The organism is Thioclava sp. GXIMD2076 (assembly GCF_037949795.1).
Lineage (GTDB): Bacteria > Pseudomonadota > Alphaproteobacteria > Rhodobacterales > Rhodobacteraceae > Thioclava > Thioclava kandeliae.
On record NZ_CP149934.1, the window covers coordinates 127,126 to 139,490 of the forward strand.

Sequence of the window (12,365 nt, forward strand, 5' to 3'; positions counted from 1 at the left end):
GATGTTGCATGCTCGCTTGAAAGCCGGCCTTGCAGGAGCGCTGCTGCTGGGGGCTTTTGCCGCCCCCGCGCTTGCGCAGGACGATCTGGTGGCACGGGGCGAATATCTGGCGAAGGCTGGCGACTGCACGGCCTGCCACACCACCAAAGGCGGTGAGGCCATGGCCGGTGGCTATGTCTTCAAAATGCCGATGGGGACGATCATCTCCTCCAATATCACGCCCTCCAAGACCAACGGTATCGGCAACTGGACCGAGGAACAGTTCGCGCGTGCCTTGCGTGAAGGGGTCAGCGCCGATGGTCGTAGGCTTTATCCGGCGATGCCCTACACGTCCTATTCGAATATCACCGATGACGACATGAAGGCGCTTTATGCCTATTTCCAACAGGCTGTGAAGCCGGTGGACGCCGATCCTGTCCGCAAGACGGAGCTGGATTTCCCCTTCAACCTGCCGGGCGAGATGGCGGCATGGGATCTGCTTTATGCCAATGGCAAACCCTTCACCCCCGATCCGAAGCTGAATGACCAGCAGAACCGCGGGAAATATCTGGTGGATGGTCTGGCGCATTGCTCGACCTGCCACACGCCGCGCAACTCGATGATGGCCGAAGAGAGCGACAAGTTCCTTTCGGGCGCCGTGGTCGATGGCTGGATGGCCTCAAATATCACGCCCGACAAGAATAGCGGTATTGGTGGCTGGTCCGAGGACGAGATCGCGACCTATCTGAAAACCGGTCATGTCGAAGGCAAGGCGCAGGCCGGTGGCCCGATGGCGGATGCGGTGGAACACAGCTTCCAGCATCTGACCGATGAGGATACCCATGCGATCGCAGCCTATCTGAAAACGATCCCTGCAATTGCGACCTCGAAAACGGCGCAGCCCGCCTATTCCTATGGCAAGGTCTCGCCGGTTGACTGGACGCAATACGAGCCGGGCGAGGGGGCGTCCGATACCAACGATTACACCGATACCAGCACCACCAATGGTCCGCTTCTGTATAACGTGAACTGCGCGGCCTGCCACGGCATCAATGGCGAAGGCAGCGATGACGGGCATTTCCCTTCGCTGACCCAGAACACCGCCGTCGGTGCCGAGACGCCGGACAACCTCGTGATGGCGATTGTCGACGGGATCCACCGCGAGAGTGCTGATGGCAATGCCGTCATGCCCGCCTTCGCGCCCGAAACGCAGGTGATCCATACGGGTCTCGATAACGACCAGATCGCCGCGGTCAGCAACTTTGTTACGGCGCAGTTCGGCCGTGGCGATGCGGGCCTGACGGGTTCCAAGGTTGCATCGATCCGTGCCGGTGCACCGTTGCCCTTCCTGCTGAAGAATGCGGCGGCTCTGGCGATTATCGGCTTTGTCATTGGAGCACTGGTGATCATCGCGCTGATTTTCTGGGTGGTCAAACGCAGCCGTAAAACGGCCTGACCGCAAAGTCCGGTGTCCGCCTCCAACGGCATCCTGCCGCGCGCATGGTTTTGCGCGCGGCGTTCACGACCGTCACAGACAGCTGCCTGTGACGGTCAAACCTCCCCACGGGTCTGCCCGTGACAAGAAGTAGGATTTTGATTATGAAGATGTTCGCACTCAGCCTGGCCTTTGCCGCCGCCGCTGCCACTCAGGCAGGCGCGGTCACCATGCAGCCGGTTCTCGAAGACGCAGATGTTGCGAAAATCGTGGCCGCGGCCAAGAAAGGCATGGAAGATCGCGATGTCAAAGGCTGCATCGCAATCTCCAATGCCGAGGGCTCGTTGATCTATTTCGAACGTGAGCAGGGCGCCTATACCAACTGCAATTCTTCCGCGCTGGTCAAAGCCCATACGGCATCGATGTTCCAGACCGATACCGATACGTTCATGAATATGCTCAATAAGGACGGCGTGACCAACCTTCTGGCCGTGCCGGATCTGGCACCGATGCCGGGTGGCTCACCCATCAAAGTCGATGGTGTCGTGGTTGGTGGCGTTGGGGTCAGCACGCCTGATGGCAATCTGGATATCCCGATTGCGAAAGCGGCTGCGGGGGCTCTGGAAGAGACCAAAGCGGCGAATTAAGTCGGTCCTCGGCCGACCGGAAGTCCGGGCTGTAAGGCCCGGACTTCTATATTTCAGTCCTCGCGCAGAGCATAGGCCATATAATCGGCGAGGGGCTTTACCAGAACCGATGCGGGCGAGCGCGCGCCGGTGCGGATAAAGGCCTCGAGCGGCATGCCGGGTTGCAAAGGCAGATCCCCTAACTCCGTTTGCGCCTCCTCCGTCAGTTCCAGTTCGGCCGTATAATAAGTCGCCTGCGTGGCCGGATCGGTGATCGTATCGGGCGAGACCGTGCGCAGCGTCGCGGCAAAGCTTGGCGTGGTGCGACTGTTGAAATTGGGGAAGCGGACCATCGCCAGCTGCCCGGCATGAATGCGGTCGATCTGGACCGGATCGATACGCACGGTAAAGATCAGTGGCACGTCTTGTGGCACGATGGAAACGACTTCTTGGCCGGGGGTGATGACGCCCCCGACGGTATGTATTTTCAGCCCCAGAACGCGACCCGACATCGGCGCGCGTAGAACGAGACGGCTCAGCCGGGTCTCGACCACGCCCAGTTGTTCCCGGATCTCCAGTTCGCGCGGCTGTTCGGCGCGCAGCGCATCCTGACTTTCCTCGCGACGCGAGGCTTGCGTGCGCAATCCCTCGATCTCGAACCCTGCAATAGAGCTGCGGGCTTCGGCAATCGAGGCCTCCAGCTGACCGATATTGCCCTGCAATTCCGCCTCCTGCCGGTAGAGCGCCGAGACACGGCTGGCCTGCGTCAGCCCCCGATCGAGCAGGCTCGCCTGATCGGCCAGTTCCTGCCGGATCAGATTCAGCTGACGCTCGCCCGCCTGCACCTGCCGCTGATAGCCACCGATGAGGGCCTGGGTCTGTTTCTTGCGCTCGACGAGTTGTTCAAGGGTGCGGGCCTGTGTGTCGCGCCGCGATTCGAAGAGTGCGATCTCCGAGCGCAACAGCCGGTCGGTCTGCGGATCGCGTGCGGCCTCCTCCAGGAGAACCGGATCGAAGCTGATCTGGGCGAAATCGGCGACCTCCGCCTGCAACCGGTTGATGCGGGCGAGCGTTTCGGTGAGGTTGGCCTGAAGCAGGCTGCGTTGGGCCAGCAATTCGGCCTCATCCAGACGCAAAAGCGGCGCATTGGCCTCGACCGTCTGGCCGTCGCGCACCAGGATTTCGGACACGAGGCCGCCATCGGGATGTTGCAGGGTCTGGCGCCGTGCCTCGACCTCGACGCGACCCTGTGTAACCACGGCCCCATCGATCTCGGTCGCAACCGCCCAGGCCATGAAGCCGCCACAGCCGAGGGCGAGCACCGTCAGACCGGCGATGACAGGCATGCGGGTGGAATAGCGGCTCATCTCAATTCTCTCCTACGGCACGGGGGCGGGTGAAATTGCCCGCATTCTTCACATGTGTCCGCAGAACCTCGTCGCGTGGGCCGAAGGCGCGGATCTGGCCCTTGTCGAGCAGCATCACCTTGTTGCAATGCGCCAGTGCCGAGGGGCGGTGCGACATGACCAGCGTGATCTGTCCCAGTTTGCGGGCCATGGCGATGGACTGGTTGAGCGCCTTGGTGCCCGCGTCATCAAGGCTGGAATTGGGCTCGTCGAGCACCAGAAGGATCGGATCGCCAAAGAGCGCACGCGCCAGCCCGATACGCTGGCGCTGACCGCCCGAGAGTTCGGGGGCGCCATCGCTCAGTTGCGTGTCATAGCCTTGGGGCAGGGACAGGATCAGCTCATGGGCGGCAGCCGTCTGCGCCGCACGGACCACGTCTTCCGGATCCGCCCCTTCGGTAAACCGCGCGATATTCTCCGACACAGTGCCCGCAAACAGCATCACTTCCTGCGGCAGGTAACCGAGGAGCCGTCCGAGCCCCTCGCGGTCGAACTGTCCGAGTGTTGCCCCGCCAAGCCGGATCTCGCCATGAAGTGGGGGCCAGAGCCCGACAAGCGCCCGCGCCAATGTCGATTTTCCGGAGGCAGACACACCGATCACTGCAATCGCATCGCCCGCACTGGCCTCGAAGCTCAGCTGGTGCAGGGTGGGGGTGCGGGTGCCCGGCGGCGCGACGAGGATCTCGCTCACGCTCAAGGCCACGGCAGGGCGCGGCAGCGCCATCGGTGCCGGTTTCTCGGGGGTCTCTTCGAGCAGTTTTGTCAGGGATTTCCGCGCCATCCACGCATTCTGGATAGCCGACCACTGACCCACCGTCTGTTCGACCGGCGCCAGCGCGCGGCCCAGCAGCACGGAGCCCGCGATCATTGCGCCCGCCGTCAGCATACCTTGCAGCACCAGCCATGCGCCCAGTGCCAGTATGGCCGATTGTATGAACATCCGGAAGGCTTTGGTGGCTTGTGTGAAGCCGCCGCTGCGGTCGGCGGCTTGCATGGCGTGATGCAGTGCACGCGCGCGCGCGTCTTGCCAGCGGGCCATCAGCTCGTTGCTCATTCCCAATCCGCGCAGGGTTTCGATGCCGGTCCGCATGGTAGTGCTGCGCATTTCGGCTTCGGCTGCGGCGCGATTGGCCTCGCCATGGGCGGCATGGGTCAGGCGCTGATTGAGCACCGCGAGCGTAAAGACGACGAGCGAAGAGGCGATCGCGAACCATCCCATCAGGGGATGGAAGAGGAAGAGCAGCGCCACGAAAAGCGGCGTGAACGGCAGATCGAACACCGCACCAAGCGCGGAGGAGCCGAAGAGCGCGTTGATCCGGCTGAGCTCGGCCGCGCCGGTCGCCGGTGTGCCGCGCAAGCCACCCGCCGCGGTGCGGTCCATGGTGGCGCGCATGATCCGGCTGTCGAGCCGTTCCACAAGTTGCGCGCCGATCCGGGACAGAATGCGACCGCGGAAATAATCGAGGAGCCCCATCATCGTGAACAGGAAGCCCACGATCAGGAACAGCACCAGCAATGTCGAGGTAGAGCGCGACCCGATCACCCTGTCATAGACTTGCAGCATGAAGAGTGGTCCGGTCAGCAAAAGCAGGTTGATGGCCACCGAGAATATCCCGACGACCCATAAGGCGGAGCGCGCCGGACCGAAGATGTCGTGCAGCTCGTTCGAATGCCGCCCAGAGGATGGTTTTGCCATAACAGCGCCCTTGCCTACCCATGTATTTATCGGGACCGATGCTAGGGAGCGTCTGTTAAGGATCTCTTCTGTCGCGTGGATAATCAGCCTGATCGGTAAAATGCGCTGTATTTTAACCCTGAACGCGGCGCTAGAACAGCTTCAGCCGGTGCGACATCCGCTTCCATGCCTGCATCCGTCCGGCGACATCCGCCCCTCCCGCCTCGGCGGTGGCATGGACCAGAAGGCTCGCCGCCGCATGCAGCCCGAGCGTGGATTCCAGAAACAGCCCCGTTTTCGAGGGCGCATTGATCACCGCATCGGCTAGTCCCTGTGCCCAATGGCAGTATTCATCGGTGATCAGAACCACGCCCGCCCCCCGATCCTTGGCAATCCGCGCGATCATTTCGGCCTCGGCGGCATAGGGGATTACATCGAACATCATCAGACAGCTTCCGGCCTCCGGAACCGACGCGATCCATTCCGACAGCATCGAGTCATGTCCCGAGAGAAACCGGACATTGTCGCGCGCCAGAGCCAGCCTGCGGGCGCAATCCTCGGCCAGACCGCGGATGGTCTGGAAACCGGTCACATAGACCTCTCCCGATCCCGCAAGAAGATCGCGCGCCTGCGTGAAAGCGGGGGTCTCCATCTGGTCATAGACCATCTGCACCCCGTGCATCTCGACGGTCAGCTGCTCCTGCCAGTCGCGCGAGAGTTCTGTCTTCTTGCGGCCCATCACCTCGCCGCTGACCGAATAGCGCTGGCGCAACAGCGCCTTGAACTCTTTCATCCCCGCGCAATCGAACCGGCGCAGCATCCGCCCCACGGTAATTTCGGAAACGCCGGCCTTGGAGGCGATGGATTGCCCCGTCTCGAGGGGAATCGAGGCGAGGTTTAGGAGGATATATTGTGCAACTTTTGCTTCCTGTTTGGGCAGATCGGCCATGCCTGCTTCAATTTTGCGCGCCAACTCGTCGAGAGGGGCATCGGAAAAGGAGGAAAACCCGATTGGCATGGAGAACCTCTGCATGACAGAAAACTAACGTTTGACGAAAATGACAGTAAACAACCACCCTGAGAGCACAAGAAAAACACGTCATGCCTGACGGGGAGAAATGAATGACGATGAAATATCTTGCGCTCGGGGCCGTGCTTGCCCTGACCCCGCTGGGCGCGCAGGCCGAAGGGAAACTCGCGCTCTATAACTGGGGCGATTACATTAATCCGGCGGTTCTGGAGAAATTCACCGAAGAGACGGGGATCGAGGTCAGCCTCAATACCTATGGCTCGAACGAGGAGATGCTGGCCAAAATCCAGGCGGGGGCTACGGGCTATGACATCGTCTTCCCCTCGGTCCATATGCAGGACATCATGTCCCACCTGGATCTTCTGGCCGAGACCGATATCAACGAGGATCCCGCCTTCGCCAATATCGATCCGCAATTCCTGCGCGCCAAGACCGACCCCGAGGGCAAATTCTGCCTGCCCTATGCCTTTGGCAATGTGGGCATCGTATATAACAAGGCGCTGGCAGGCGATATCACCGGCTGGAAGGATTTCTTAGCGCTCGGCGATGCGGGCAAGAAGATCATTATGCTCGACGATCTGCGTGAGGTGATCGGTGTCGGTCACATCATGAACGGCACCTCGGTCAACTCCACCGACGAGGCCGAGGTCGAGAAAGCCGCCGATTATATTATCGCGCATAAGAAGGGCATCTCGGCCTTCTCCTATGACTCGATCCCGCTGGTCACCTCGGGCGATGTGGCGGCAGCCCAATGGTATGTGGGGGCGAATATCTTCGTGAACGAGCATCCCGACACGCTGGGCTATATCATCCCCGAAGAAGGCGCGACCATGTATCAGGAAGATATCTGCGTGCTGAAAACGGCGCCCAATTTCGACAATGCCGTGAAATTCCTGAAATTCTACCTCAAGCCCGAGATTGCCGCGCTCAATGTCGAGCAGCAGATGAACGGCACGCCCAACACATCGGCACAGGCGCTGATCCCCAAGGAGATCGCCGATAACAAGACCATCTACCCGCCGCAGGACGTCCTGGACAAACTCCAGATCTTCGAGGATCTGGGGCGCGACCTGCAGCTGTATAATAGTGAGTGGACGCGGATCAAAACCGCACAGTAACGAGTGACGGGAGAGGCCCTTCGGGGCCTCTCCCACCCCCTAATACCTGACAGCCCCTTGTGTTTTCGTGGGCCGGAAAGACTGGACGACCATGGCTGCACCTCTGGAAATCTTCAACGCCAGCAAGAGCTTCCGCACACCCGAAGGCGGCACGCTGATCGCGCTTGACAAGGTGTCTCTCAAACTCGGCTCGGCCGAATTTGTCACGCTTCTGGGTCCCTCGGGCTGTGGCAAGACCACGCTTTTGCGGATGGTCTCGGGGTTCGAGAGCCTTGATGCGGGCGATATCCTGATCGATGGCACCGCGATGACGGACTGGCCCGCCCATAAGCGCCCCGTCAATACCGTGTTCCAGAAATACGCGCTGTTCGAGCATATGTCGGTAGGCCGAAATGTTGGCTATGCGCTGGAAATCGCGGGTGAAAACCGCGCCACGATCAAGAGGCGTGTGGGCGAGATGCTTGATCTGGTAGGCCTTTCGGGGCTGGAGAAACGGTCGATCTCGCAGCTGTCGGGCGGCCAACAGCAGCGGGTGGCTCTGGCGCGGGCCTTGGCGGGCAAGCCCAAGCTGCTTTTGCTCGACGAGCCGCTCTCGGCGCTTGACAAGAACTTGCGCCAGAAGATGCAGCAGGAGCTGAAATCGATCCAGCGCGAGCTGGGGATCGGGTTCATCTTTGTCACCCATGATCAGGAAGAGGCGCTGACCATGTCCGACCGGATCGCCGTTCTGGCAGGCGGGCAGATCCAGCAGCTGGGCACGCCTGCCGCACTCTACCGCCGCCCCGAGAACCTCTTCACCGCGCGCTTCCTTGGCGAGAGCAACCTGATGCCCGTGCGTATCGCGGGCGGGCAAGCGGAGCTGGCGGATGGCCAGCGCTTTGCCAGCCCGCATAAAGGGGCCGAGGCAACCGCCATGCTGCGCCCCGAGGCGCTGCATCTGACCTCGCCCGAGGGCCCGCATCTGACCTTCGATGGCATTGTGACCGCGGAGGCCTATACCGGCAAGGATCGTCAGATCACGCTGGAGACCGCGTCTTTCGGCCCGCTGCACGCGCTCCTGCGCGCGGGCGGTTGGGTGCCCGAACAGGGCGCCACAATCCGGCTTTATGCTTCTCTGGGCGATCTGCATCTGATCGATGAGGTGACGCGATGAAACTGGCCCTGCGCAAGCGTGTCCAGCTTTTCGGGCTCCTGTCGGTGCCCACCGCCTTCCTGCTGTTTTTCTTCTTCTGTCCGCTCGTCATCATGCTCGTCTACAGTTTCCTGATGCCCGGTCTTTATGGCGGGGTGGAATGGAGCTTCTTCCATCTCAATTACGGGCGCATCCTCGGCTGGGCCGATACGAAATACGAGAAATTCGACCCCGTCTATCTGCAGATCTTCGCCCGCTCGCTGGAACTGGCGGCGCTGACGGTGCTCTCGACACTGGTTGTCAGTTATCCGGCGGCGTTCTGGATCTCGCGAATGCGCCCCACCACGCGCAATCTGGCGATGTTTCTGGTCACGCTGCCGTTTTTCGTCAGCCTGATCGTGCGACTCTTTGCATGGGTGCTGATCCTGCGACCTACCGGATTTCTCAATCAGGGCATGATGGCACTGGGGCTGATCGATGCGCCCCTCGAGCTGCTCTATACCGATTTCGCGGTGATCCTTGGCATGACCTATGTGTTCATCCCCTTCATGTTTCTGCCGCTTTACGGCGCGCTTGAACGGCTGGACCCCGCCCAGATCGAGGCTTCTGCCGATCTGGGGGCCACGCGCCTGCAAACCTTCCGCAAGGTGATCCTGCCTGCCACATTCCCCGGGATATTGGGCGGGGCGATCCTTGTCTTCATCCCTGCCATGGGCAATTTCATCGTGCCCTCGGTTCTGGGCGGCGCGAAGGTCGTGATGATCGGCAACCTGATCGAGCAGCAGTTCCTGTCGGCGCGCAACTGGCCTTTCGGCTCGGCGCTGGCAATGCTGGTGATGGCCGCCGTGCTGGTGCTTCTGGTCGTGCAGTTACGGCTTGGCCGCAGGGAGGGCCGCGCATGAAACGCCCCTATCTGACGCTTTACGGCATCGCCTTCTTCGTCTTCATCTATGCGCCGATCCTGCTGGTCGTGGTGTTTTCCTTCAACGCCAATCCGGTCAATATGATGATCTGGAGCGGCTTCACGCTTGACTGGTATCGCGAGCTCTTCGGCATCAAGACCGCGCTCTCGGACAGCTCCACCTATATCGACAGCACCGACCAGCTCTATGCCTCGATTCGCACCTCGCTGATCGTCGCCTTCTCGACCTCCGTGATCTCGACCGCCTTCGGCACGGCACTTGCGCTGGCGGTGGCGCGCTACCGGTTCCGGCTGGCGGGGTTCTACCGGATGCTGATGATGGTGCCGATGGTTATGCCCGATATCGTGCTGGGGATCGCGCTTCTGATTTTCTTCATCACTATCGGGATCAATCTCTCGGTCGTGACGATCATCCTTGGCCAGTGCACCTTCCTGATCTCCTATGTTTTTGTGACCGTCTCGGCACGGCTTGCGCAATATGATCCGGCCATCGAGGAGGCCTCGGCCGATCTGGGGGCTACCCCCGCTCAGACCTTCCGCAAGGTGACCTTGCCGGCTATCGCGCCCGGTGTAATGGGCGGCGGGCTTCTGGCCTTCATCATCTCGATGGATGATCTGGTGATCACCTATTTCATCGCCGGCACCGGTAATACCACCCTGCCGATCCATATCTGGGGCATGCTGCGGCGCGGGATCAAACCCGAGATCAACGCCATCGCGACCCTGATGCTCCTGTTCACGGTGATCGTGGCGGGCATCGGCCTCTATATCCGCTCCCGAAAGACCTGACCCATGACTGACAAGAAACGCGCCCGCGATCTCGGGATCGCCCTTGGGGGAGAGACCGGCCCGCTAAATGCTATTACCGATGTGGCAGGGGTCGAGGTGGGGACGATGGAGCTCCTTTCGTCACGAGATCCGTCGCTGGCCACGCGCGGCATTCCGGTGCAGACCGGCGTTACCGCGATCCTGCCCCGCGGGCGGGATGCGCAGCCGAAACCGGTCTGGGCGGGGCAGTTCAGCCTCAATGGCAATGGCGAGATGACGGGCGCGCATTGGGTGCGCGATGGCGGCTGGCTTTGCGGGCCGATCCTGATCACCAATTCCCATGCGGTGGGTGCGGCCCATCAGGCCGCGACCCGCTGGATGATCGAGACCTATGCCGATATTTGGGAACACAACCACCTCTGGGCGCTGCCGGTGGTGGGCGAGACCTATGACGGTGTTCTCAACGATATCAACGGGATGCACGTCACCGAAGCGCATGCCCGTCAGGCAATCGATGCCGCCCGCACGGGCCCTGTGGCCGAGGGCAATACCGGCGGCGGGGCAGGGATGATCTGCTACGAATTCAAGGGCGGCACCGGCACCTCGTCGCGGCGGATCATGCTGGACGGGCAGAGCTTTACATTGGGCGCATTGGTGCAGGCCAATCACGGGTTACGCCCGTGGCTGACGGTCGCGGGCCAGAAGGTGGGGGGACAGTTCTCCGAACACCGTATCCCCGGAATGACTGCGGAGCGGGGCTCCATCATCGTGGTGCTGGCCACCGATATTCCGCTGCAATCGGGGCAGCTTGAGCGCATCGCGCGGCGGGCGTCGATTGGCATCGGGCGCGGCGGCACCCCGGGGGGTAACAATTCCGGCGATATTTTCCTTGCCTTCTCGACCGCTAACGAGATGGATCTGCCGCAGCTCTCGGGCCCGTGGCGGCAGATGGTGAGCCTCAATGACGAGCTCCTCGATCCGGTCTATCTGGCCGCGGTAGAGGCGGTGGAGGAGGCGGTGCTCAACGCGATGCTGGCCGCCGAGGATGTGGCGATTGCCCGCCCTGAAGGCGGCGGCACCTGCAAGGCCATCGATCCCGAGGCTCTTATGGCGGCGTTACGGGCGAGCGATCTATGCCCGGACGCGCCTGAGCGGGTTGCCATGTGACTGATCCTGCGGTCTTTTCGACGGATTTCTGTTTGCGGGGGGCGCGACCGATGATCTGGCGCCGAGATTTTGGAACGAGAGAGAGACCGGATGCGGGAGGGCCTGTTCATCGGGCTTGATGTCACAAGGCAATGTTTAGTCGGCGTTTTCTACGGGCTCTTGTGGGGAGCGGGCGCCACCTGCACGCAGCCTTTCCGTTCCGCGCATCGGGTGCCGCAGATCGTCTTTCAGGATTAGGTTGATACTGGCATCGATGCGGAGGCGCAGGGGGTGTGGCCGACAGGGCAAATCACGGTGCTACTGCCGGATTGGGATCTGCCGCCCGTTAGGGCCGCATCTCGCGCAGCCCGTCCACCTCGCGCAGGAGGGCCTCGAGGGCCGGATCGGCAATGCCCAGCTCGTGACATCCCGCCAGCACATTGGCCAAATACTCGCGGCTGCTACCGAGCCGCCCCGTGCCGGTTACCAGATAGCGCAGCTGGTCGTGATGCGAGATGCCGGTCTCGATCATGGCGGCCTCGGGATCGGCCACAAAACAAAGCGCCTCCACCTGACCCTGCGCGGTCTCCACAGGGGCAAAAACAGCCTTGTAGCATGGCGCCATCATTTCGCGCCGCCAGATGATCTCGGATTCGCGATCCGCCGTCTCGGCGGCCAGACGGAACACCAAACCGTCGCAATAGGGCCCGTGATCCAGCGCGGCCATCAGACCCGGTGCCTCCGCCGTGCCGCGCGCGCCCGAGCGGTCCACCAGACAGAAGCTGCGCCGGTATCCCTCGAGCCGCGCTCGCCGGACCTCGGCAAAATAGACCGCCGGATCCCACATCAACGAGCCATAGGCAAAGACCCACAGATCCTTGCCGCGATAGGGCGCCAGTGCCTCGTGGCGCATCGCCTCGCGGGTCGCATCGTCATAGCGCGGGTTGGATTGCTCTCCTGCTTCGGCCCAGATCCGGTCGATCTCGGCCATATCGAGATCGCGGAAGAAACTCACCGCCGGATCGCGGATCTTGTCGGCCAATCCCGGATGGTGGCGGAAGGCATCGGGGGCAAAACTCATGACGGGGCTCCTGATCAGACAGTCGCGACGCTAGAGAAAACCGCAGC

General features: G+C 61.8%; 11 protein-coding genes. 7 read left to right on the forward strand and 4 right to left on the reverse strand.

What is annotated here, in order from left to right; genetic code table 11:
* Nucleotide 1: 1 nt before the first annotated feature.
* Both WDB91_RS17635 and WDB91_RS17640 read left to right on the forward strand, forming a co-directional pair.
* Nucleotides 2-1,435: a c-type cytochrome gene (locus tag WDB91_RS17635; protein ID WP_339115458.1), complete on the forward strand. Its 1,434-nt coding sequence runs from the start codon at nt 2-4 to the stop codon at nt 1,433-1,435.
* A 143-nt stretch (nt 1,436-1,578) separates the two neighbouring features.
* Nucleotides 1,579-2,061, forward strand: a complete 483-nt coding sequence (locus tag WDB91_RS17640) for a heme-binding protein (protein WP_339115459.1) — start codon at nt 1,579-1,581, stop codon at nt 2,059-2,061.
* A 53-nt stretch (nt 2,062-2,114) separates the two neighbouring features.
* Here the strand turns inward: WDB91_RS17640 and WDB91_RS17645 are convergent, their stop codons facing one another.
* The 3 genes from WDB91_RS17645 to WDB91_RS17655 all read right to left on the reverse strand — a co-directional run bounded on the left by WDB91_RS17645 (nt 2,115) and on the right by WDB91_RS17655 (nt 6,139).
* Entirely contained in the window at nt 2,115-3,407 is a 1,293-nt protein-coding gene (locus WDB91_RS17645; protein ID WP_339115460.1) for an HlyD family type I secretion periplasmic adaptor subunit, read from the reverse strand.
* Nucleotide 3,408: 1 nt separating this feature from the next.
* Nucleotides 3,409-5,142, reverse strand: a complete 1,734-nt coding sequence (locus WDB91_RS17650; protein ID WP_339115461.1) for a type I secretion system permease/ATPase — start codon at nt 5,140-5,142, stop codon at nt 3,409-3,411.
* Nucleotides 5,143-5,272: 130 nt separating this feature from the next.
* The gene (locus WDB91_RS17655) at nt 5,273-6,139 is read right to left on the reverse strand and encodes a MurR/RpiR family transcriptional regulator (RefSeq protein WP_339115462.1); all 867 of its coding nucleotides are present in this window, start codon (nt 6,137-6,139) and stop codon (nt 5,273-5,275) included.
* 110 nt (nt 6,140-6,249) lie between these two features.
* On the opposite strand from WDB91_RS17655, the gene WDB91_RS17660 reads away from it, so the two are divergent.
* The 5 genes from WDB91_RS17660 (at nt 6,250) to WDB91_RS17680 (ending at nt 11,258) form a co-directional block, all read left to right on the forward strand.
* Nucleotides 6,250-7,269 (forward strand): spermidine/putrescine ABC transporter substrate-binding protein, encoded by a 1,020-nt coding sequence (locus WDB91_RS17660; protein WP_339115608.1) that lies wholly within the window; start codon nt 6,250-6,252, stop codon nt 7,267-7,269.
* A gap of 91 nt (nt 7,270-7,360) precedes the next feature.
* Nucleotides 7,361-8,422: an ABC transporter ATP-binding protein gene (locus WDB91_RS17665; RefSeq protein ID WP_339115463.1), complete on the forward strand. Its 1,062-nt coding sequence runs from the start codon at nt 7,361-7,363 to the stop codon at nt 8,420-8,422.
* A complete protein-coding gene (locus WDB91_RS17670) occupies nt 8,419-9,303 on the forward strand; it encodes an ABC transporter permease (RefSeq protein WP_339115464.1) in 885 nt (294 codons plus the stop codon). Before WDB91_RS17665 ends, WDB91_RS17670 begins: the two co-directional genes overlap by 4 nt.
* The gene (locus WDB91_RS17675) at nt 9,300-10,112 is read left to right on the forward strand and encodes an ABC transporter permease (protein ID WP_339115465.1); all 813 of its coding nucleotides are present in this window, start codon (nt 9,300-9,302) and stop codon (nt 10,110-10,112) included. The genes WDB91_RS17670 and WDB91_RS17675 overlap by 4 nt, the downstream gene beginning before the upstream one ends.
* Before the next feature lie 3 nt (nt 10,113-10,115).
* On the forward strand, nt 10,116-11,258 hold the full coding sequence (locus tag WDB91_RS17680) for a P1 family peptidase (protein WP_339115466.1): 1,143 nt from the start codon (nt 10,116-10,118) through the stop codon (nt 11,256-11,258).
* A gap of 325 nt (nt 11,259-11,583) precedes the next feature.
* Here WDB91_RS17680 and WDB91_RS17685 read toward each other — a convergent pair whose 3' ends face one another.
* Nucleotides 11,584-12,318 carry a gamma-glutamylcyclotransferase gene (locus WDB91_RS17685; protein ID WP_339115467.1) on the reverse strand — a complete coding sequence of 245 codons (735 nt, stop codon included), beginning with the start codon at nt 12,316-12,318 and terminating at the stop codon, nt 11,584-11,586.
* Nucleotides 12,319-12,365 lie beyond the last annotated feature (47 nt).

Coding starts and splice junctions, on each gene's coding strand:
- WDB91_RS17635 (WP_339115458.1), top strand. CDS start 2: ATGTTGCATGCTCGCTTGAAAGCCGGCCTTGCAGGAGCGCTGCTGCTG.
- WDB91_RS17640 (WP_339115459.1), top strand. CDS start 1,579: ATGAAGATGTTCGCACTCAGCCTGGCCTTTGCCGCCGCCGCTGCCACT.
- WDB91_RS17645 (WP_339115460.1), bottom strand. CDS start 3,407: ATGAGCCGCTATTCCACCCGCATGCCTGTCATCGCCGGTCTGACGGTG.
- WDB91_RS17650 (WP_339115461.1), bottom strand. CDS start 5,142: ATGGCAAAACCATCCTCTGGGCGGCATTCGAACGAGCTGCACGACATC.
- WDB91_RS17655 (WP_339115462.1), bottom strand. CDS start 6,139: ATGCCAATCGGGTTTTCCTCCTTTTCCGATGCCCCTCTCGACGAGTTG.
- WDB91_RS17660 (WP_339115608.1), top strand. CDS start 6,250: ATGAAATATCTTGCGCTCGGGGCCGTGCTTGCCCTGACCCCGCTGGGC.
- WDB91_RS17665 (WP_339115463.1), top strand. CDS start 7,361: ATGGCTGCACCTCTGGAAATCTTCAACGCCAGCAAGAGCTTCCGCACA.
- WDB91_RS17670 (WP_339115464.1), top strand. CDS start 8,419: ATGAAACTGGCCCTGCGCAAGCGTGTCCAGCTTTTCGGGCTCCTGTCG.
- WDB91_RS17675 (WP_339115465.1), top strand. CDS start 9,300: ATGAAACGCCCCTATCTGACGCTTTACGGCATCGCCTTCTTCGTCTTC.
- WDB91_RS17680 (WP_339115466.1), top strand. CDS start 10,116: ATGACTGACAAGAAACGCGCCCGCGATCTCGGGATCGCCCTTGGGGGA.
- WDB91_RS17685 (WP_339115467.1), bottom strand. CDS start 12,318: ATGAGTTTTGCCCCCGATGCCTTCCGCCACCATCCGGGATTGGCCGAC.